Raw genomic sequence first — 20,494 nt, forward strand, 5'->3', positions numbered from 1 at the left:
CTAACCTCTTGATCCGTAGTCAAACGCTCTATCCAATTGAGCTACGGGCGCTTATTCATGATGTTTTTTCGTCGTTGTATTTTGGCGACTCAATTATCTTATCATACTACATTTTCAAATGCAAGTACTTTTTTAAAAAGATTTTTGATGCGGCCGAGAGGACTTGAACCTCCACGGGGTTTCCCCCACTAGGCCCTCAACCTAGCGCGTCTGCCGTTCCGCCACGACCGCGCGGAAAAAACAAAAGTGAGCCATGAAGGACTCGAACCTTCGACCCTCTGATTAAAAGTCAGATGCTCTACCAACTGAGCTAATGGCTCGTAAATGGCTGGGCTAGCTGGATTCGAACCAGCGCATGACGGAGTCAAAGTCCGTTGCCTTACCGCTTGGCTATAGCCCATCGAAATACTTATCTTATTTTCAAAGACAAATGTTATTGTACCATAATGACCAATAAAAAACAACTGCCAATTAGCAGAAGTTAAAATGGCGGTCCCGACCGGGGTCGAACCGGCGATCTCCTGCGTGACAGGCAGGCATGTTAACCACTACACCACGGGACCATTTAATCTTTACATTAATGTCATTTTACTTTTCATTATAATATTATGGTGGAGGATGACGGGATCGAACCGCCGACCCCCTGCTTGTAAGGCAGGTGCTCTCCCAGCTGAGCTAATCCTCCGAAGTGGTGACCCGTACGGGATTCGAACCCGTGTTACCGCCGTGAAAGGGCGGTGTCTTAACCACTTGACCAACGGGCCAATATGAATGGCAGAGAAGAAGGGATTCGAACCCTCGCACCGCGTTCGCGATCTACTCCCTTAGCAGGGGAGCCCCTTGAGCCACTTGGGTACTTCTCTGTATGGCTCCGCAGGTAGGACTCGAACCTACGACCGATCGGTTAACAGCCGATAGCTCTACCACTGAGCTACTGCGGAATAATAAAGACAATTTGTATCTTATAAAAATTCTCATCGTAAGTCAAGAAGTTTTTTCACAACATCTTGTACAAACGTGACATGTTTATAATATACTGGATTGCGTTTTCACTGTCAAGATGTTTTCTTTATCAAGATTAGTTTCCCTTTACACTTTCCGCAGACATATCTTTTTGTATTAATTTGACGTCTTCTTACATATTGAAGTGAGCATCCCATACATTCATACATATAAACCTTTTTTTCCTTCTCTTCATTCATCATTCGTTTACAAAACCGCGGCGCATCAACTGCCTTTAACAGTTCGCGAAAATCCTTATCCCGGTGCTTATACCCTCTTCCTGTAATATGTAAGTGATAATGACAAAGTTCATGTTTAACAATTCCAACTAATTCTTCTTTCCCATACATTTCGTAATATCGATAATTCAGTTCAATATTGTGTGTATTCAATAGATAACGTCCACCAGTTGTACGCAACCTACTATTAAACAGTGCCTTATGTAAAAACGGCATTCCGAAATATTGTAGCGATACTTCTTCCACTAGCCGCTGTATTTCTTGCTCATCCATTTTCATTCCTCCTAAACAAAAAAATATTTTTACACTTTTCTCCTCTCTTATACATATATTAAATAGTACATATACCCATCCTCATTCAAGAAGCGTGGTTTCTAAAAACATAGCAAAAATAGAAATCCACTCACCAACCTCTCATCAATAGTACTTTACATTTATGAGAGTAGGATTAAACAAGGAGGGATTCCTATGCCTACATGGCTCAAAAAACAAATGCAACGCGCATATTTTGAAAAAAACCGGTATCAAATTAAATTACTAAATGAATGCTGGTTTTATTATAGCAAAATCCATCAAAGTTCCTAATCCATTACACGTTTTATCCTATAAAAAAAGAGCAGTTTCATCTGCTCTCTTCTCTTACTATTCAATCGGCAACATAGATAATGCAACGCGACCTTTTTTCGTATCAATATCATCTACCCATACTTTGACGATTTGTCCGACAGATACAACATCTAACGGATGCTTCACGTATTGTTTGCTTAGTTTAGAAATATGTACTAAACCATCTTGTTTCACACCTACATCAACAAAAGCACCGAAATCAACAACGTTACGAACTGTTCCTTCCAGTTCCATACCACGTTTTAAATCTTCTAATTTCAAAATCCCTTTTTTCAGAAGCGGTTTAGGCAACTCATCCCTCATGTCTCGCTCTGGACTAATGAGTGCATCTATAATATCAACTAATGTTGGTTCTCCAACTCCCGTTTCTTGCGACAACTTAGAAATCTCTACTTCTTCTAAACTCTTTTGTAATTGCGGTTGCCCTACGTCATCTTTTGATAATCCTAGACTCTTCAATAACAATTCAACATTTTTATATTGTTCTGGATGAATACCTGTACGATCTAACGGATTTGCCCCTTCTAATATACGTAAGAAACCTATACATTGTTCATATGTCTTCGCGCCTAGACGTGGTATTTTCTTTAAGTCTGTTCGTTTTGTAAATTTCCCTTCTTCTTCACGCTTTGCTACAATATTTTTCGCAACAGTTTTTGATAAACCCGAAACATATTGCAACAACGCAACTGAAGCTGTATTTACATTCACACCGACTTGGTTAACTGCCGTCTCTACTACAAACGTTAATGATTCATTTAATCTTTTTTGAGATACATCATGTTGGTATTGTCCAACCCCAACTGATTTCGGATCAATCTTTACAAGTTCAGCAAGTGGATCTTGCAGACGTCTACCGATAGAAACCGCACTTCTTTCTTCAACCTGTAAATCTGGGAATTCCTCACGTGCTAAATCAGAAGCCGAATACACACTCGCACCAGCTTCGTTTACAATAATATAGAAGACTTCTCGTTTCACATTTTGTAATACATCAACTATAAATTCTTCCGATTCTCTAGAAGCTGTACCATTCCCAATTGCAATCATTTCAACTCGATATTTATCTATAATAGAAAGAACTTTCGCTTTTGCATCTTCATATTTACGCACTGGTGGATGCGGATAAATAACATCAATATATAGAACTTTCCCCGTATCGTCTACGATAGCTAATTTACAACCCGTTCTATATGCAGGGTCTACAGCTAACACAACCTTTCCTTTCATTGGAGGCTGTAATAATAAATTACGTAAGTTCTCAGAGAAAATATGTATCGCTTGTTCCTCAGCTGTTTCTGTTAATTCTTTTCGAATCTCCCTTTCAATAGAGGGTTGAATTAATCGTTTATAACCATCCTCTATTGCTAATTTTACATACTGTGCACTTTTTGAATCGTTATCACGAATTACTTTCTTATATAAGAAAGTTACTATCTCATCTACTGGTGGAACAACAGAAACTCTCAATATATCTTCTTTCTCACCTCGATTCATCGCTAATACGCGATGCGGCACGACTTTCTGCAACGGTTCTTCATAGCTGTAATACATTTCATATATATTTTTTTCATCTTTCTCTTCATCTTTTACAGCCGAAGACATAACACCTTTTCTAAAAGTCACGTTCCGAATCCAACTACGATATACCGCTTCATCTGAAACGATTTCTGCAATAATGTCTTGAGCACCTTGCAATGCTTCTTCTGCAGATTGCACTTCTTTCTCGGCATTTATAAACTCTATTGCCTTCTGATTCGGATCTTCTTTCGTATATAACAATAACCATTCAGCTAATGGCTCTAATCCTTTTTCTTTTGCAATCGTTGCTTTCGTTCTTCTCTTCTCTTTATACGGACGATATAAATCTTCTACTTCTTGCAACTTTGTAGCTTTCACAATTTGCTGACGTAATTCTCCTGTCAGTTTCCCCTTCTCATCAATAAGACGAAGAACCTCTTCTTTCCTATCTTCAAGCTGCATCATATATTGCCATCTCTCTAAAATCGTACGAATTTGCACCTCATCTAAAGAGCCTGTCCATTCTTTTCGGTAACGAGCAATAAATGGAACTGTGTTACCTTCTTCTGTTAATTGAATAACATGACGAACTTGCTTTTCGGTAAAGCCTAATTCCTTCACTAACATTTTCATTAACGCTTGTCGATTATCTACCATTTCCATATACAACCGCAACCTCCTCTATAATAAAAAAAGTTGCCCTTCAAAGAGAGCAACTTAAACTGCCGATTTAAAAATCTATTAGTCCTAAACTAATTTGTAGCGCTTCATCTACACGAATCATCATCACTTCATCTAAGTGAGTGATTTTGTCCGTTAAGCGCTGCTTATCGATTGTTCGAATCTGCTCAAGTAAAATAACAGAATCTCTCTCAAAACCGTACTTTTTCGCATCAATTTCCACATGAGTGGGTAATTTCGCTTTTTGAATCTGTGCAGTAATAGCCGCTACAATCACCGTTGGACTAAAACGATTTCCGATGTCATTTTGAATGACAAGAACCGGACGAACGCCTCCTTGCTCAGAACCAACAACTGGGGAAAGGTCTGCAAAATACACGTCGCCGCGTTTTACAATCAAAATATTACCCCCCGCTAACTAAGCGTTCTACTGTATGAGCTGCTTCATACTCTGCTAAGAAAGCTTCAGATGCAATACCAAGATTAATTTTTCCCATTTCAATGTACCCACGTCGCATTGATTCATGTTGGTAGCGTTTCTTCGTCTTATGTTGACGCAATAACAGTTGTGTTGCCTGGCAAATTAGTTCATGGCGATTCTTATTCTCTTGTTTTCCAATTCCGTCCAATTCCGTTACCATTTGCTTTGGCAACCGAACCACGATTTCAGTAGTTACACTTGATTCGGACACAAAAATACACCTCCACCGTCAACTACACACCCAAATATATATATGACACCTATTGTAATAATACCATTGTATGGAGCCTGTTGCAAAGACTTCCTTATTCCTTGCTTATGTTTTCCAATTCACAAACAAAACATTCATATTCTTTTATTTTTTATCTCATTACAACAAGAAACGGAAGAGTTTCCACGTTAAATTATGTTAAAAGTAATGATAAGTAAAAAGCTTCTCGTCAAAAAACGAACTTATTCTTAGCCACCGAAAAGTCCTCTCACATGACAAGAAGCAAATCATACTACATTCTATATATCATTCAAATAATTGATTACTTCCACAACTTTACCGTTCCGTATAAATATTCTCGGCACACGGAAACTAATCGTTGTAATAATTTCATAATTAATAGTCCCTGAATATTCCGCAACCTCTGTAGCGCTAATATATTCATCTCCTTGCCTTCCAATGAGTGTAACTTTCGTGCCAAGTGGCACTTCACAAGGAAGGTGAATCATGAATTGATCCATTGTTACTCGCCCTACAATCGGTACCCTTTTACCATTTACAAGCACTTCAAATCCTTGTAATCTTCTAAGCCAGCCATCTGCATAACCAATTGCAACAGTCGCAATCCATTCTTCAGTTTTCGTTCGATAAGTGACGTTATAACTAATTCCATCCCCTTTAATCACCTGTTTAATATGAGCAACTTTCGTATGCAATGATAGCGCTGGTTCTAATTTAAACGGTAAAAAAGGGCGTATTTCTACAGATGGAGATAACCCATACATCGCAATGCCAATTCGTACTGCATTAAATGTAATCCCTTGAAAACGTAGCGTTGCAGCACTATTAGCTGTATGAACAAACTTAGGATCCACTCCGAATTCTTTCAACCAACTTAACTGCTCCAAAAATGTGTTATATTGCTTATCAAAGTAAGAAGTCTCCACCTCATCTGCCGTTGCAAAATGCGTATAAACTCCTTCCAATTCTAAGAATGGTGCACCTTCTAAGCTTTTTAAAAATCCTTTTAATTCTTTACGTTCACGTATTCCAATTCTCCCCATACCACTATCGAAATTAATATGGTATTTCATCGTAGACGAACCATCCCAAAGTTTGATTGCTTCATCTACCCATTCCTTTTGAAAAACAGTTAATGCTACATCATTTTCAGCAGCTACATTTATATCACGAGGAGGAGAAGGACCTAACACTAAAATCGGCGCAGTAATACCAGCTCTTCGAAGCACTAAAGCTTCATCTAAGAACGCAACTGCTAACCTTGTCGCCCCCGCTTCTAATGCTGTTTTAGCCACCGGTACATAATCGTGCCCATATGCATTCCCTTTAACTACGGCAAAAATTTCTACACCACTTGGGATAAATTCTTTAATATGTGTAACATTGTTATAAATCGCATCTAAATCCACTTCCACCCAAGTGTCACGGTAAAATGGCGCTTCTTCCATAAACACACTTCCTTATACACGATATGCGAAGCTTATTCTTTTATATGCTTCTTTTATGAAATCCACCCTTCAAACTAAGAAAAGACGTGGTGCACATATATCACCACGTCTAAGAAGTTTACTTCACTTGCTTCTCTGTAACTGAACGAGCAACCATTAACAGCTCCTTCGGCTCTAAACCTTTAGACACGAGCATATATTCTACTCCGTTATGCGACCACGTTAAAGAGTCTTTCGTCAATGCTCCAATTGTAAAGCCAAGATCAACCAATTCTCCGCTCACACTTATCGCTGACGAAGCCTCTGCAACTTTTGCCTTTTCTTGTATTAAAGTAAAGGATTTCTTACTTCCAGTGTATGTGAGTATCGCACGCTTGCCACTGTCTGTCTTCAACTCTTTTTCATCTTTCAAAGTCATACCTTGCGGCGTATCACGCGGATACAAAATAGCAAATGGTTTGTCTTCTTTCGCTGTCGTTTGAACATCTACTTGCGCTCTAGACATATTTTGTTTCGTATCAAATGCACCTTTATCAAATTTCGCATCAAATTTCACTTTAGAGAAATCTACTTTCACAAGAACATTTTGATCATTATCCATTAACTTCACCGAAACTGGTGTTAAATCACTTTTCTTCAATGTAATCTCTTGTTTCGGCAACATGTTTTGGTGTTGATAATTTGTTTTTGTTTTAAAGATATAATACTTATCTGTTTTTTCAAAAGTAAGGTTTTTCTTATCCTGCAAAATATCCCTCACAAGGGATTCGTATAAATAAGCCTGGCTACTATTTTGCGGCCAATCACTTTGGAAACGGAAACTCTTATTAAGCGCTGGTGTTAATACAAATACACCTTCTTCATTCCTTAAAATAATTTGACTTTGATCTTTTTTCGCATTCTGCAAATTCACACGATAAAAAGAAGGTTCCTTATGCCATATTTCTACCTTATACTCCTGAGGCTCATTCCCTGTTTTAATAGATAATTTCGCTTCAGCTTGATAGCTTTTCAACCCTTTTACTTTCGCCTCTAAATCTCTCACAACATCATCTTGTTTCTTTTCCATACAACCGGCCAACACAAAAACGGTTAATAAACCGACAAGAACTAAAAACAGACGCCTTTTCATCACTTCAGCCCCTTTGCCCCTATAAATGAATGGAAGATGTACCTTCCTTATCGCTACCACAAATATATGAGACAAAGATATAAAATATGCAGACTAGCGTGACGAGCTTTCTAAAACAACTTGAGCAACAGCAAATTCCTTACTATGACTAATTGATAAATGAACAATATGCTCTGTACTTGTAATAAGAATCGGCTTACCTCTATCATCATTTCTTACTTCAATATCTAAAAAACTCACTTCTTTCCCGATACCAGTCCCTACCGCTTTGGAATACGCCTCTTTCGCTGCAAATCTTCCAGCTACAAACTCTGTAAGGCGACTTCCCTTCAGCCCCTTAGCAACATTACGTTCACTTTCAGTTAAAATACGTTCCATAAATTTAAGCTTTCCATCTATCATTTTTTCAATTCGATTCAATTCAATAATATCGATTCCAATCCCTACAATCATTTCAAAATCCCCTTCTTCTATTTAGCTTTCTTTTTTCATATTGTAAGAATAACAGAGAATCTTTCTGATGCAAAAGGAGTGATACTCACAACATGCTAATACCATCCGCCCGCATTTCCTTACAACCAATCACCATCGCTTTACTTCTCATACAATTAATCATGATTATATTAGGTGATTTTCCCCTCTTTCCTATGGCAGCTTCTAATGAATATATCGCTAAAGGAGAATGGTGGCGTCTCCTAACTTCCCTGCTCGTACATGTAGACTTACAACATTTTCTTTTTAATAGTATTTGTTTATTCGTGCTTGGCTCTTCTATTGAAAAACAACTAGGGCACTTGTCTTTCATCATTATTTTTTTCCTTTCTGGCATTCTCGGAAATATGTCCTCTTATCTTATTATGCCTCATGAATATATTCATGCCGGGGCATCTGGTGGCATTTTCGGATTGCTAGGCGCACAGTTATTTCTATTGTATAGCCGATATCGTTCTTCCAATCCAAGAGACATCGCTATTTTTTCAATTATGATATGTATATTGCTACTATTCACTTTCTTCAATCCCTCTGCCAACCCTATCAGCCATTTAACAGGATTGATCATTGGTGGTATTTGCACTCCTCTATTAATAAAAAAACTCGATGGTGCAGAGCTCATTTAATATAAAAGCTCGCACCATCGACAATTTCCACATCTGTTTGTTCACTTAAATCTCTCATGAGTTGAAATAAAGACTCATCCTTCTTCTTCGCTTCAATCATACAATCAATTTGCGGAACACTTCCTTTTATCTTTTTTAAAAAAGATAAAAAAGTATCTACATTAATAAAGTCCGCATGTGCCCTTGGGTCTTTTCCCTCTTTAGGACTAGAAATGTGCATTTTCACCGGTAACAAAGACGATTCCCACGTATGTACAACACGCGCCCAATCTTCATGCCAATCTTCTCGATCATGATTCATCATATGATGATGTAAATCAAATACAACGGGAATGTCCAACTTTTCTCCTAAATATAATGTGTCCTCGAGCGTAAAAGTTGTATCATCATTTTCTAACATAATCATTTCCTGAATACCTCTTGGGACGTTAGACCAATTCTCTATAAAACGCTCTAATGCGAGCTCTTTATCTTTATATCCGCCACCAACATGCATTACACATCGTTGCTTATGCTCAATTCCCATACCTTTTAATAATTTTCTATGCATTTGTAATGTCTTGACAGATTGTTTAAAAATATTCTCCTCGGGTGAATTAAGTACAACAAAATGATCTGGATGAAAATCAATACGCATATTCATTCGAATAGCGTAATCACCTAGCACTTTTAAATTTTCTTTTAAGGGACGAATGTAGTTCCACTCTAACAACTCCTCATGATTCGCTAAAGGAATCAACTTAGAACTAAGTCGAAAAAAGGATATATCATGGCCTTTGTTATGTTTTAATAACCGTAAGCAATTTTCCAAATTCGAATTAGCAATTCTTTCAAGTTTACGAATCGCCGCTTCCCGATCATCTATTTTTTGAAACTGCGCGTACGTCATCGTTTGAGATGGGGATGCGTTTTTCAAATGTACACTCATCGCAACATACCCAAGTCTTACAAGCATGTAGCACCTCATTTCTACACAAGTTATTATGTAGTATGTACAATTACAGAAATAAAAAAAGAGAATGCCGGAAAAGGGCATTCTCTTTTTTACTATTAAGCTTGTGGCTTACGGCTATGATGTTTTCTTTCGCCGCGTCCGTTTGAAGATCCTGGGCGACCTTGACCTTCTCCACGACGACCACGGTTGCCGCCATCACGATTGCGATCACGGTTACCGTCACGATTACGACCATCACGATTGCGGTCACGGTTACGACCATCGCCACCGCGTCCATCACGACTACGATTACGGTTACCATCACGGTATCCGCCTCCGTTACCGCCGCGTTTTTTAGAACCGCCACCTCTTGCAACAACTGGTGGTTCTGATGTTAAAGCGATTGGAGTTGTATCTGGCTCTTTTGTCATCATTTTTAAAGCAGCAGCTACTACTGTTACAGAGTCGTTCTCTTCTAACATTTCTTCCGCAATACGCTTGTAGTATGCTAAGTTTTCATTTTCAATTGTGTTTTGAAGTTTTTCAGCGATTAAACGTTGTTGACCTTCTAGTGCCTCGTCAAGTGTTGGTGCATCCATGCGGTCCATTTTACGTTTTGTTGTACGCTCGATATTTTTTAATTGTCCAGATTCACGTGGTGTTACAAATAGCATTGCAATACCTTTTTTACCTGCACGACCAGTACGGCCAATACGGTGAACGTATGATTCTGGATCTTGTGGAATATCGAAGTTGTATACGTGTGTTACACCTGAAATATCAAGACCACGCGCAGCAACGTCTGTTGCAACAAGAACTTCAATAGAACCTTCTTTGAACTTACGTAATACAGACATACGTTTCGCCTGAGTTAAATCACCGTGGATACCTTCCGCAGCATAACCACGTAAATTTAATGCTTCTGATAATTCATCAACACGACGCTTTGTACGACCGAATACAATCGCAAGCTCTGGAGATTGAATGTCTAATAAGCGTGTCAATACATCAAACTTTTTCTTTTCTTGCACTTCTAAATAGAACTGCTGAATGTTTGGCATTGTTACTTCTTTTGCTTTTACTTTAATGTGTTGAGGCTCAGTCATGAAACGCTCAGCAATACGACGGATTGGATCCGGCATTGTCGCTGAGAATAGTAATGTTTGGTGTGTTTCTGGCACATCTGTTAAAATTGCTTCAATATCTTCAATGAAGCCCATGTTTAACATTTCATCCGCTTCGTCAAGAACCACTGTCTCTACGTTTTGTAAGCGAAGTGTTTTACGGTTAATATGATCTAAAATACGACCCGGCGTACCAACAATAATGTGTGGATGTTTTTTTAGAGCACGAATTTGGCGGTTAATATCTTGACCACCGTAAATTGGTAAGATACGAACGCGTTTATGTTTACCAATTTTGTATAGCTCTTCTCCAACTTGAATTGCTAATTCACGCGTTGGCGCGATAACAATACCTTGAACCGATTCTTTATGTGTATCCACTTTATCTAATAGTGGTAATCCGAATGCTGCTGTTTTCCCTGTACCTGTTTGTGCTTGCCCAATAATATCCTTACCTTGCAATGCATGTGGAATTGTTTCAGCTTGAATTGGCGTAGCCTCTTCAAAGCCCATACTTTCAACAGATTGCAGTAAAGAATCACTTAATCCTAATTCTCGAAATGTTGTCAATGTTACTTCTCCTTTTCTATCCTATACTTATCATTTAAAAAAAGGCGTTTTCCGAATTTGCGGAAAAGCCCTTTTCCTGAATGCTCACGTATATAAACGGGCGTATATTCTTCACGAAAATACTTCTAAACGTTATTACACTTTATCAATTATAAGTTTTGTATGTGTAAAAAGCAAACCCAACTGTTACCTTATTTTCATATTCAGAGGTTTTTTCTTCACTTTTATTTTTTTATATTTACTGTAAGCGCTTATTATAAGTTTCTTCTTTTTTCGTTGCTATCATCCCTATTTATATACACCAATTATTTCAACATCGTAATTACTTCTTCCAATTTCATACCGCGAGATGCTTTTATTAATACAACATCTTTTGCATCGACTACTGCTTGCAACTCTTTTACTAACTCTTCTTTATTATCATAAGCCTTTACACGTTCGTTAGGGAAATTAATTTTCGCTCCTTCAGCAATTTGAGCCCCTAATTTACCATATGTGAACACATAGGAGATTTTTGCTGGATCGATTAATTTACCTACCTCATAATGAAACTGTACTTCTTGATCTCCAAGCTCTAACATATCGCCGAGAACAACAATTTTTTTAGAGAATCCATCTAAACCATTCATTAGGTGGAATGCTGCTTCCATAGCTGTTGGACTTGCATTATAAGCATCGTTGATAATTGTTAATCCACTATTTGTTTTTACAATTTCCATACGCATGCCTGTCATTTGAAGTGTTACTAAACCTTCTTTCATCTCTTCCCACGTTACACCAAAATGTTTCGCAATTGCCATAGAAGCAAGCGTATTATACACATTGTGTTTCCCTAATACCGGTAGATAGAATGAAATGTTTTCTTCTCTATTCATTTTAAAGTGTGTCCCAGTTGCTTGTAACGTTACAGTCGTTGGATAGTAATCATTTGCTCTAGCATCACCAAACGTAACTGTTTCAGCTATTAAATTCATTTCAGGAACACGATTCGTTAATAACGGCTCATCTCCGTTATATACGAACACTCCACCTTCTTGTAATCCTGTCACAATTTCTAATTTCGCTTCAGCAATTGCCTCACGAGAGCCTAAGTCCATTAAATGCGCTTCACCAATGTTCGTAATGATAGCTGCATTTGGACGAGCTAACTTAGATAAGAATTCAATTTCCCCGCGGCTTGACATTCCCATTTCTAATACAGCTACTTCTGTATTTTCTTCTAAGTTTAAAATAGTAAGAGGTAGCCCGATATGATTATTGAAGTTTCCTTCTGTTTTTTGAACTTTGAATTTAGTCGCAAGAAGACTTGTTACAATATCTTTTGTAGATGTTTTACCGTTACTACCTGTCACACCAATCACTTTAACGTCCAATTGGTCGCGATAGTTTTTTGCTAACATTTGTAATGCTGATAGCGTGTCTTCCACAAAAATAACCGGAAGATTCTCAGGTGGATTTGCTACATCTTTCATCCATAATGTCGCCACAGCTCCATTTTCAACAGCTTTATCTACAAAAGCATGTCCATCGAAACGTTCACCTTGAATCGGAACATATAAGTTTCCTTTTTCGATTTTTCTCGTATCAATAGACACTCCTTGTATAGTAATTCCCTCATACTGCTCTGCTAATCCCGTACCATTTGTCATTTGTTCTACTTGTTTTAACGTTCGATTTATCATAAAAACACTCCTTACATAGAGGAAGCACTATTCCTTCGAATAGTGCCTCCTCCTTTTTTTGTTAGATTGTATATTTAATTTTTTGTTTTTCTTCGTGACGCTCCATTGCTAAACGAATTAGCTCTTCAATTAATTCCGGATACGGTAATCCAGTATGTTGCCATAGTAGAGGGAACATACTAAACGGCGTAAATCCTGGCATCGTATTCACTTCGTTAATATATACTTCTCCATCTTTCGTTAAGAAGAAATCAGCTCGCGTTAAGCCAGCACCATCTAACGATTGGAATGCAACAATCGCATCTCGTTTAATAACATTAGACTCTTCTTCTGTCATTTCAGCTGGAATAATTAACGCTGTATCACCATCGATGTATTTCGACTTATAATCATAGAAGTCTTTTTTAGGTACGATTTCACCTACAACTGAACATTTCGGTTCATCATTACCTAGTACACCAACTTCTACTTCACGTCCAACGATATTTTCTTCCACAATAATTTTACGGTCAAATTGGAATGCTTCTTCAAATGCATTCTCAAGTTCTTCACGATTTTTACACTTATTAATCCCAACACTTGAACCAAGGTTTGCTGGTTTTACGAAGCAAGGGTATCCTAATACTTCTTCTACTTTTTCATATGCTGTTTCACGATCTTTTTCCCATGCACTACGAATAAATGATGCATATTTCGCTTGTTTCAATCCAGCTTCTGCAAAGATGTTTTTCATAACAACTTTATCCATACCAGCAGCAGATGCTAGAACACCATTTCCTACATACGGAATATTCATTAATTCTAATAATCCTTGCACCGTTCCATCTTCACCATTTGGTCCATGTAGTAATGGGAAAATAACATCGATAGCATTTTCCTCAGCATTTGTAGATGGAATGATTTCTGTGCTTAATGATAACGGAGAAATCGCATTTTCTGCACCGCTCATTTTTAGAACTTCAACATCTGTTACTTCACCTTCAATACGCTCACCGCGTACCCATTGACCTTGTTCTGTAATATAAATTGGATGAATCTCGAATTTATCTTGATTTAATGCTTTAATAGCAGCAAGAGCCGTTTGTAGCGAAACTTGATGCTCAGCTGATTTTCCACCATATAATAAACCTAATTTAATTTTTGTCACTGAAATCACCCTAACCAATTGTTTTCATTTTTCTATTTTAGCACTTTTTATAAAAATAGGTAGTTCCTATTTGAAATAAAATGCAACTTCCACAAATAATTAAATGACACCACTTATTGGTTTTCTATACTTTTTCCACTTATAATTTCTTCATAGATATATAAAATTGCAACTCAATCTAGTTATGTACCTAAAATATGTAGAAATCCCCTTTTTGTGTATGTCATCTAATTATTAAGAAGATTGTTTGGTTAGTGTGCTTTTTTGCCTTTGTTCAACAAGGCGGTCTAAAGAAATATATACAATACCTGCAACTACACAACCTACAGCTAAAATTGTAAATAGAAAGTGGCCAAGTAATCGGTCTAATAAAAAACCTCCAAGAAGTGGGCCGAATGCACTTCCTGTAATCCACTGCAAACTTGCAGCTCCCATATAAGTCCCCCTCAAATGCTCAGGGGCCAAATTCGCTACAAACGTCATCTGTACAGGCGACATAATCATCTCACCTAACGTATATATGGCATATACAAACAGTAAAGTTATTAAAATAATCGTAGCATTTGTATCAAGTCCTCCAAACCACTTCGGTAACCACCCTATGAAAAATAACCCAATCCCAAACAAACATGCACCATATAACATCGTCTTTCCAACAGGTTTATCTGTGACCCATTTTGAAATTTGAAATTGGAACAACACAACTAATAGTCCATTTAAAGCCATTAAATATGGATATGGATTGTTAGTTCCAAAAATATCTTTCATTTCATTGTCAAAGTGCAGTGGCAACATGCCTTCTGTTTGAGAAAATCCCATCGAAATAATGATACCTGCTAATAAATAAATCATGAGTGCCTTATCTCGCAATACAATTTTCCACACTGCTCCTGATTCTTTTTCTGTATCACCTTCTTTATTCGTACTCTTTGGCATTGTCTCTTGAATAAGGACGAATACAAGTAATGCATAAAATAACATCGTAGATACGGCAATAATAAACACAAGGTTCTTCGATAACATAACTACTGAAGCCCCCATTATCGGACCAATTGCAGCACCTATATTGTGTCCCATTCGCAATAAACCATATGCTTCTGTTCTTTTTTCTGGCGCCGTTACATCCGCAACCATCGCTGATGCAGCTGGATGAAATAACGAATTACTTAATCCTAAAAAAATAGATAAAATCGCATATGGAATAAATCCTTCTATAAATAAAAAACCGAGCATGAATACCGCATTGCTCGCCATCGAAAATATCATAATCGGTTTTCTTCCATATATATCAGCAATTCTTCCCCCTATAATTGATCCAAAGCTTGCAGCAATTGGAGACAGTGCCATAATCACTCCGACCTGTAATAATGAATCTACCTTATCTTTTAAATATAATGCAAAAAAAGGCATCAACATCATCATTGCAATTCCATTTAACGTCTCACCAATAAACCGAATCCATACGTTACGATCCATCTCCCTTAACTCACGCCACGTATTTTTCATTATTTCACCCCTTTTGTTCACCAATAATTATCTTATAACAAGTTTAGAATAATGTAAATTTTCAAAATTAAAAATCCATTCTAACAGAATTAGAATGGATTTTTCTACTTATAAATTGGCTGCATCGTCTTCTTCTTTACTATTATTTAAAGCACTATGTTTTCGGCTATATAAGAAGTAAACCGCAATACCGATAATCATCCATACACCAAAACTAATCCAAGCCGTCCCGGATAATTGAAGCATTAAGTATAGACAAAAAATTACCGTTAACGCTGGTAAAAACGGTACAAGCGGCGCCTTAAATGCTCTTGGTAAATCAGGATGCGTTCTTCTCATTACAATAACAGCAACAGCTACAAGTGCAAAGGCTGATAAAGTCCCCATATTTACAAGATGCGCTAACACATTTAAATCTATTAATCCTGAAATAAGTGCTGCAATAATTCCCGTTGTCCACGTATTTAAAAACGGTGTTTTAAATTTCGGGTGAACTTTAGCAAGACGTTTCGGCAACAATCCGTCTCTACTCATTGCATATGAAACTCGTACTTGTCCATACATCATAACTAACATTACTGTTGTGATTCCTGTAATTGCGCCTACTGAAATTACTCCCGCTAAACTATCTTGTCCAATAAATTGAAGTGCAAAAGCGACTGGATCTGATATATTCAACTGTCCGTATGGAACAATTCCTGTCAAAATAAGCGAAACAATAATATAAAGAGCCGTACAAATTAATAAAGATGCAATAATACCAATTGGTAAATCACGTTGTGGACGTTTCACTTCTTCTGCTGCCGTTGAAACTGCATCAAACCCTATGAATGCAAAGAACACTGTAGCAGCTCCAGCCATTACACCATCTAAGCCAAATGGCATAAAAGGCGTCCAGTTTTCGGGTTTCACATAATTAAAACCAGCAAAGATAAAAATAAGAACAACCGCTAGTTTAATAAATACCATAATATTATTTACACGTGCACTTTCACGAACACCTCTAGATAAAAGAACTGTCATCACTAAAATAATGAGAACTGCTGGCAAATCAATTATTCCACCCTTTCCTGTACCAGGGGCTGAGGAAAGAATGGTAGGAATATGAATTCCAAATCCCTTTAATAAAGATTGGAAGTACGCGGACCAACCATTTGCCACAGCAGATGTAGCAAGTAAATACTCAAGCATTAAGTCCCATCCAATTAAAAATGCGAATACTTCTCCCATCGTTGCATATGTGTACGTGTACACACTGCCTGAGACAGGAACTGAAGAAGCAAATTCAGCATAACAAAATGCAGCAAAGGCACATGCTAACGCGGCTATCGCAAATGATAATATAATAGCTGGTCCAGAATGTTTCGCTGCTACCACGCCCGTTAGAACAAAAATACCCGTTCCAACAATTGCCCCGATTCCAAGCATCGTTAAATCTAGTGCGCCCAATGTTCTTGCTAACGTCTTTTGTTTACTCTCTTGCATTAACTTTGCAATAGGCTTCTTTTGAAAAATTTGCTTCATAGCATGCTCCTCCAAGTTTTAAATTTTCTGAAAATTTTTGATTCGCTTTTTTATTTTACTCATAGCACTTTTCCCAGTCAATACTTTTGTCGAAATAAGTAGAAACTCTTATGAATATGCACGATTTTTATCATTCTTTCTATATATCTTTCTATAATTTTTTTTGGTATTATTATACATGTCGATTCCATGAAAAAGGCATGCTCTGTTATTGAGCATGCCTTTTTCTTACTTATTTCACAGTATATGATCCCTCTTCAATCCAGCTATACATATATTTTTCATCTTCTGTTTCATGTGCTTGTTTTACAATACGAAGCGGACGGAATGTATCTATCATAACAGCTAATTCAAGCGTTTCTTTTTTCCCTATACTCGCCTCTGTTTTCCCAGGATGTGGCCCGTGAGGAATGCCGCTCGGATGAAGTGTAATAGACCCTTCCTCCACACCTTTTCGGCTCATAAAGTTACCTTCTACATAGTACAGTACTTCATCACTATTCACGTTACTATGATAATACGGTGCCGGAATAGATTCTGGATGATAGTCATATAAACGTGGTACGAAAGAACAAATAACGAAATTGTGACCTTCGAACGTTTGATGTACTGGAGGTGGCTGATGAATACGACCTGTAATTGGTTCAAAATCCTCTACATTAAAGACCCACGGATATAAATAGCCATCCCAACCAACAACATCTAACGGATGATGTCCTAAAACATGTTTATGCATATATCCCCTCGACTTTGTCATTACGACAAACTCACCTTTTTCATCATACGTCTCTAATTTTTCAGGACCACGAATATCTCTCTCACAAAACGGGCTATGCTCTAACAATTGTCCATATTCATTACGATAGCGACGCGGTGTTGTAATTTGACTATTTGCCTCTACAACAAGAAACTTAGTCTCTCCTTCATCTGGAATAACACGATAAATCGTTCCAATTGGAATTGTTACATAATCGCCTTTTCTATAATGAACCGTTCCAAACATCGTTTCAATTTTTCCTGTTCCGTAATGGACAAACAACATTTCATCGCCATCACCATTACGGTAGAAATAGTCCATTTTTTCTGTTGGGCTCACTACTCCGATTAATAAATCCTCATTTCCAAGTATAAAGTTTCTTCCGCTTACTGCATCACCACTTTTTTTATTTTCTTTCGTGCGAAAGTGACGATGAGAAAGAGCAACATCTTCTTCATACTGCAACTGACAAGAATGAGATAATGCCGCATGCCCTACTTCCGTTGGCATATAATGATGGTACAAAATAGATTGCGTACCAGAAAAACCTTTTGTTCCCATTACCTGCTCACGATAAAGCGACCCGTCTTTTTTACGGAATTGTACATGTCGTTTATGAGGTAGCTCCCCCATGTGACGATAAAACATGCCCATCACCTGCTTCCCTTTCTATTTTGACCGTATTACGTAATGTACCTAAACCAGTAATCGTAAGTTCTACCACATCACCATCTTGTAGCCACTCTTCTGTGCCTAGTTCTAAAATGCAACCTGTTCCTACTGTTCCAGAACCAATCACATCGCCTGGATATAACGTAACGTCTTCCGAAGCACGTTCAATCATTTCAGCAAATGTATAGTAAATATCTCGGAAGTTCCCTTTTGATAATAGCTTTCCATTTACATGAGCAGTCATCTCTAACTCATAACGGTCACCATTACGATAAATATCTAGTTCCTCTTTCGTAACAAGGTACGCTCCTAATGAAGTTGCAAAATCTTTTCCTTTCGCTGGACCAAGTCCTACCTTCATTTCTGTTGCTTGTAAGTCCCTTGCACTCCAATCATTCATAATACAATAACCAAAAATATATTCCTCTGCTTGCTCACGAGAAATATTTCTTCCTTCTTTCCCAATTACGCAAGCAATCTCTAACTCATAATCAAGTTTTTTAGATTTCTTCGGACTAATTACAACATCATCTGGACCAATTACAGCACGATGGTTCGTAAAATAAAAAACCGGGATATCGTACCATTCAGGTACAACATCTAACCCTCTTCGGCCACGTGCCGTTTTTACGTGCTGTTCAAATGCATAAAAATCCCTAATACTACTCGGATTAGGAATCGCTGCTACTAATTGCACTTCCTCTAAAGAATATATGCCCTTTTCCGGCTTGTTAATATTACGCAACACTTCTACATACTCATCCACTTTCTCTAAAAAGGCGAACATAGAAGAAGGTAATTTTCCACCACTAGCAAGATTCATATCGATTACTTTGTCACCTTCAAGCCATCCAGCTCGCATTTCTTTTGAAGGAAGACGAAATGTAACAAATTTCATCATGATTCCTCCTTATGAAAATGAAATTTCCACCAGCAAAAGAATCCCTGCTGGTGGATATAAATTTTATAAATTTCCGCGACGCTCTTGTTCTCTTTCAATTGATTCAAATAACGCTTTAAAGTTTCCTTCTCCAAATCCACGAGACCCTTTACGCTGAATGATTTCAATAAATAAAGTTGGACGATCTACAATTGGTTTCGTAAAAATTTGTAGTAAATAGCCTTCATCATCGCGATCTACTAAGATCTTTAATTCTTTTAACTTATCAATTTCTTCATCAATTTTTCCAACTCGTGCAGTTAATTCATCATAATAAGTATCTGGTGTATCTAAAAACTCCACACCATTTGCACGAAGCGCTTCTACTGTTTTAACAATGTCATTTGTTAGTAAAGCAAGATGCTGTACACCTGCTCCATTGTAGAATTCTAGATATTCTTGAATTTGTGATTTTCGCTTTCCATCTGCTGGTTCGTTAATAGGGAACTTAATACGACTTCCATTTGTCATAACCTTCGACATTAATGCTGAATACTCTGTACTAATATCATCATCATCAAAATGGATCATTTGTTTAAAGCCCATAACGTTCTCGTAATAACTAACCCACTCTTCCATCTTTTCAACATTACCAACTACATGGTCTACAGCAATTAAACCTGACTCTTCAAATGGAATATCAAACTCAGCCTTTTGGAATCCTGGCATAAATGTTCCTTTATAATTTTTACGCTCTACAAGCGTATGAATTGTATCACCATACGTACCAATAACTGCTTTTTTCAATGTACCGTTCTCGTCTGTTAACTCTACAGGTGGAGCAATTGCGACGGCACCACGTTTCACCGCTTCCGAGTATGCTTTATCAACATCGTCAACAAGTAACGCCACATCTTTCACGCCATCACCATGAGTCTTTACAAATTCTGCAATACGATTGTCGCTACTTAAAGCCCCAGACACAACGAAACGCATATTTTTTTGCACAAGAACATAAGATACTTTTTCACGATTACCAGTTTCTAATCCAGAGTAAGCCACAATTTTGAATCCGAATGCTCTCGCAAGGTAATAGCTTGATTGCTTTGCATTTCCTACGTAAAATTCCAAATGATCTACATCACGTACTGGAAAAAAGTCCTCCATTTGTGCAGCTAGCGTATCCATAGATTTTTGTTTCATAAAATCCTCATCCC

At 37.5% G+C, this 20,494-nt stretch carries 18 protein-coding genes and 9 tRNA genes (1 of these 27 only partly in view); 2 read left to right on the plus strand and 25 right to left on the minus strand.

What is annotated here, in order from left to right; translation table 11 throughout:
* The 10 genes from LMD38_RS24720 to LMD38_RS24765 form a co-directional block, all read right to left on the minus strand.
* A tRNA-Arg gene (locus LMD38_RS24720) sits at positions 1 to 51 on the minus strand; it reaches 26 nt to the left of the window's first position.
* Positions 52 to 148: 97 nt separating this feature from the next.
* A tRNA-Leu gene (locus LMD38_RS24725) sits at positions 149 to 231 on the minus strand.
* A 16-nt stretch (positions 232 to 247) separates the two neighbouring features.
* Positions 248 to 320, minus strand: a tRNA-Lys gene (locus tag LMD38_RS24730).
* Between the two features lie 5 nt (positions 321 to 325).
* Positions 326 to 400: transfer RNA gene (locus LMD38_RS24735), tRNA-Gln, on the minus strand.
* Between the two features lie 87 nt (positions 401 to 487).
* Positions 488 to 563, minus strand: a tRNA-Asp gene (locus tag LMD38_RS24740).
* Positions 564 to 609: 46 nt separating this feature from the next.
* Positions 610 to 685: transfer RNA gene (locus tag LMD38_RS24745), tRNA-Val, on the minus strand.
* Positions 686 to 689: 4 nt separating this feature from the next.
* Positions 690 to 764 (minus strand) — tRNA-Glu (locus LMD38_RS24750).
* A gap of 8 nt (positions 765 to 772) precedes the next feature.
* A tRNA-Ser gene (locus LMD38_RS24755) sits at positions 773 to 863 on the minus strand.
* Between the two features lie 3 nt (positions 864 to 866).
* A tRNA-Asn gene (locus tag LMD38_RS24760) sits at positions 867 to 941 on the minus strand.
* A gap of 114 nt (positions 942 to 1,055) precedes the next feature.
* A complete protein-coding gene (locus LMD38_RS24765) occupies positions 1,056 to 1,514 on the minus strand; it encodes a SprT family protein (protein ID WP_000344243.1) in 459 nt (152 codons plus the stop codon).
* Positions 1,515 to 1,709: 195 nt separating this feature from the next.
* Between LMD38_RS24765 and cmpA the strand changes: the two genes are divergently transcribed.
* Positions 1,710 to 1,826, plus strand: a complete 117-nt coding sequence (cmpA, locus tag LMD38_RS24770) for a cortex morphogenetic protein CmpA (RefSeq protein WP_001143642.1) — start codon at positions 1,710 to 1,712, stop codon at positions 1,824 to 1,826.
* Between the two features lie 57 nt (positions 1,827 to 1,883).
* On the opposite strand, the gene LMD38_RS24775 is transcribed toward cmpA, so the two are convergent.
* The 6 genes from LMD38_RS24775 to acpS form a co-directional block, all read right to left on the minus strand.
* Entirely contained in the window at positions 1,884 to 4,052 is a 2,169-nt protein-coding gene (locus LMD38_RS24775) for a Tex family protein (RefSeq protein ID WP_061183209.1), read from the minus strand.
* A gap of 67 nt (positions 4,053 to 4,119) precedes the next feature.
* The gene (gene ndoA / locus LMD38_RS24780) at positions 4,120 to 4,470 is read right to left on the minus strand and encodes a type II toxin-antitoxin system endoribonuclease NdoA (protein WP_000635963.1); all 351 of its coding nucleotides are present in this window, start codon (positions 4,468 to 4,470) and stop codon (positions 4,120 to 4,122) included.
* A gap of 4 nt (positions 4,471 to 4,474) precedes the next feature.
* A complete protein-coding gene (locus tag LMD38_RS24785; protein ID WP_000004570.1) occupies positions 4,475 to 4,762 on the minus strand; it encodes an antitoxin EndoAI in 288 nt (95 codons plus the stop codon).
* A 299-nt stretch (positions 4,763 to 5,061) separates the two neighbouring features.
* Positions 5,062 to 6,231, minus strand: a complete 1,170-nt coding sequence (gene alr / locus LMD38_RS24790; protein ID WP_000390608.1) for an alanine racemase — start codon at positions 6,229 to 6,231, stop codon at positions 5,062 to 5,064.
* A gap of 118 nt (positions 6,232 to 6,349) precedes the next feature.
* Positions 6,350 to 7,300: a LolA family protein gene (locus LMD38_RS24795; protein WP_029141035.1), complete on the minus strand. Its 951-nt coding sequence runs from the start codon at positions 7,298 to 7,300 to the stop codon at positions 6,350 to 6,352.
* A gap of 156 nt (positions 7,301 to 7,456) precedes the next feature.
* Positions 7,457 to 7,816, minus strand: a complete 360-nt coding sequence (gene acpS, locus LMD38_RS24800) for a holo-ACP synthase (RefSeq protein WP_000635037.1) — start codon at positions 7,814 to 7,816, stop codon at positions 7,457 to 7,459.
* A 92-nt stretch (positions 7,817 to 7,908) separates the two neighbouring features.
* On the opposite strand from acpS, the gene LMD38_RS24805 reads away from it, so the two are divergent.
* Positions 7,909 to 8,481 (plus strand): rhomboid family intramembrane serine protease, encoded by a 573-nt coding sequence (locus tag LMD38_RS24805; RefSeq protein ID WP_016716299.1) that lies wholly within the window; start codon positions 7,909 to 7,911, stop codon positions 8,479 to 8,481.
* Here LMD38_RS24805 and uvsE read toward each other — a convergent pair.
* The 9 genes from uvsE to hppD all read right to left on the minus strand — a co-directional run bounded on the left by uvsE (position 8,474) and on the right by hppD (position 20,480).
* Positions 8,474 to 9,436 carry a UV DNA damage repair endonuclease UvsE gene (uvsE, locus tag LMD38_RS24810; protein WP_074585871.1) on the minus strand — a complete coding sequence of 321 codons (963 nt, stop codon included), beginning with the start codon at positions 9,434 to 9,436 and terminating at the stop codon, positions 8,474 to 8,476. The genes LMD38_RS24805 and uvsE overlap by 8 nt on opposite strands.
* Positions 9,437 to 9,531: 95 nt before the next feature.
* Positions 9,532 to 11,109 carry a degradosome RNA helicase CshA gene (locus LMD38_RS24815; protein ID WP_000206582.1) on the minus strand — a complete coding sequence of 526 codons (1,578 nt, stop codon included), beginning with the start codon at positions 11,107 to 11,109 and terminating at the stop codon, positions 9,532 to 9,534.
* 305 nt (positions 11,110 to 11,414) lie between these two features.
* Positions 11,415 to 12,791 (minus strand): UDP-N-acetylmuramoyl-tripeptide--D-alanyl-D-alanine ligase, encoded by a 1,377-nt coding sequence (murF, locus tag LMD38_RS24820; RefSeq protein ID WP_000610682.1) that lies wholly within the window; start codon positions 12,789 to 12,791, stop codon positions 11,415 to 11,417.
* 61 nt (positions 12,792 to 12,852) lie between these two features.
* On the minus strand, positions 12,853 to 13,938 hold the full coding sequence (locus LMD38_RS24825) for a D-alanine--D-alanine ligase (RefSeq protein ID WP_000161446.1): 1,086 nt from the start codon (positions 13,936 to 13,938) through the stop codon (positions 12,853 to 12,855).
* Positions 13,939 to 14,172: 234 nt separating this feature from the next.
* Positions 14,173 to 15,444, minus strand: coding sequence for an MDR family MFS transporter (locus LMD38_RS24830; protein ID WP_208755175.1), 1,272 nt, complete (start codon positions 15,442 to 15,444; stop codon positions 14,173 to 14,175).
* 108 nt (positions 15,445 to 15,552) lie between these two features.
* Positions 15,553 to 16,968: a branched-chain amino acid transporter BcaP gene (locus tag LMD38_RS24835; RefSeq protein ID WP_000809368.1), complete on the minus strand. Its 1,416-nt coding sequence runs from the start codon at positions 16,966 to 16,968 to the stop codon at positions 15,553 to 15,555.
* Positions 16,969 to 17,200: 232 nt separating this feature from the next.
* Positions 17,201 to 18,373, minus strand: coding sequence for a homogentisate 1,2-dioxygenase (locus LMD38_RS24840; protein ID WP_000499917.1), 1,173 nt, complete (start codon positions 18,371 to 18,373; stop codon positions 17,201 to 17,203).
* Positions 18,339 to 19,295: a fumarylacetoacetate hydrolase family protein gene (locus tag LMD38_RS24845; protein ID WP_016716296.1), complete on the minus strand. Its 957-nt coding sequence runs from the start codon at positions 19,293 to 19,295 to the stop codon at positions 18,339 to 18,341. Before LMD38_RS24845 ends, LMD38_RS24840 begins: the two co-directional genes overlap by 35 nt.
* 66 nt (positions 19,296 to 19,361) lie before the next feature.
* Entirely contained in the window at positions 19,362 to 20,480 is a 1,119-nt protein-coding gene (hppD, locus tag LMD38_RS24850) for a 4-hydroxyphenylpyruvate dioxygenase (RefSeq protein WP_000810913.1), read from the minus strand.
* Positions 20,481 to 20,494: the final 14 nt, after the last annotated feature.

Source organism: Bacillus pacificus (genome assembly GCF_020861345.1).
Taxonomy (GTDB): domain Bacteria; phylum Bacillota; class Bacilli; order Bacillales; family Bacillaceae_G; genus Bacillus_A; species Bacillus_A pacificus.

Excerpts from the sequence above, each read along its gene's own strand:
- LMD38_RS24805 (WP_016716299.1), top strand. The coding sequence starts at position 7,909 with ATGCTAATACCATCCGCCCGCATTTCCTTACAACCAATCACCATCGCT.
- LMD38_RS24795 (WP_029141035.1), bottom strand. The coding sequence starts at position 7,300 with ATGGAAAAGAAACAAGATGATGTTGTGAGAGATTTAGAGGCGAAAGTA.
- acpS (WP_000635037.1), bottom strand. The coding sequence starts at position 7,816 with ATGATTGTAGGGATTGGAATCGATATTATTGAATTGAATCGAATTGAA.
- LMD38_RS24830 (WP_208755175.1), bottom strand. The coding sequence starts at position 15,444 with ATGAAAAATACGTGGCGTGAGTTAAGGGAGATGGATCGTAACGTATGG.
- uvsE (WP_074585871.1), bottom strand. The coding sequence starts at position 9,436 with ATGCTTGTAAGACTTGGGTATGTTGCGATGAGTGTACATTTGAAAAAC.
- LMD38_RS24840 (WP_000499917.1), bottom strand. The coding sequence starts at position 18,373 with ATGTTTTATCGTCACATGGGGGAGCTACCTCATAAACGACATGTACAA.
- cmpA (WP_001143642.1), top strand. The coding sequence starts at position 1,710 with ATGCCTACATGGCTCAAAAAACAAATGCAACGCGCATATTTTGAAAAA.
- LMD38_RS24765 (WP_000344243.1), bottom strand. The coding sequence starts at position 1,514 with ATGGATGAGCAAGAAATACAGCGGCTAGTGGAAGAAGTATCGCTACAA.
- hppD (WP_000810913.1), bottom strand. The coding sequence starts at position 20,480 with ATGAAACAAAAATCTATGGATACGCTAGCTGCACAAATGGAGGACTTT.
- murF (WP_000610682.1), bottom strand. The coding sequence starts at position 12,791 with ATGATAAATCGAACGTTAAAACAAGTAGAACAAATGACAAATGGTACG.
- LMD38_RS24835 (WP_000809368.1), bottom strand. The coding sequence starts at position 16,968 with ATGAAGCAAATTTTTCAAAAGAAGCCTATTGCAAAGTTAATGCAAGAG.
- alr (WP_000390608.1), bottom strand. The coding sequence starts at position 6,231 with ATGGAAGAAGCGCCATTTTACCGTGACACTTGGGTGGAAGTGGATTTA.
- LMD38_RS24845 (WP_016716296.1), bottom strand. The coding sequence starts at position 19,295 with ATGAAATTTGTTACATTTCGTCTTCCTTCAAAAGAAATGCGAGCTGGA.
- LMD38_RS24775 (WP_061183209.1), bottom strand. The coding sequence starts at position 4,052 with ATGGAAATGGTAGATAATCGACAAGCGTTAATGAAAATGTTAGTGAAG.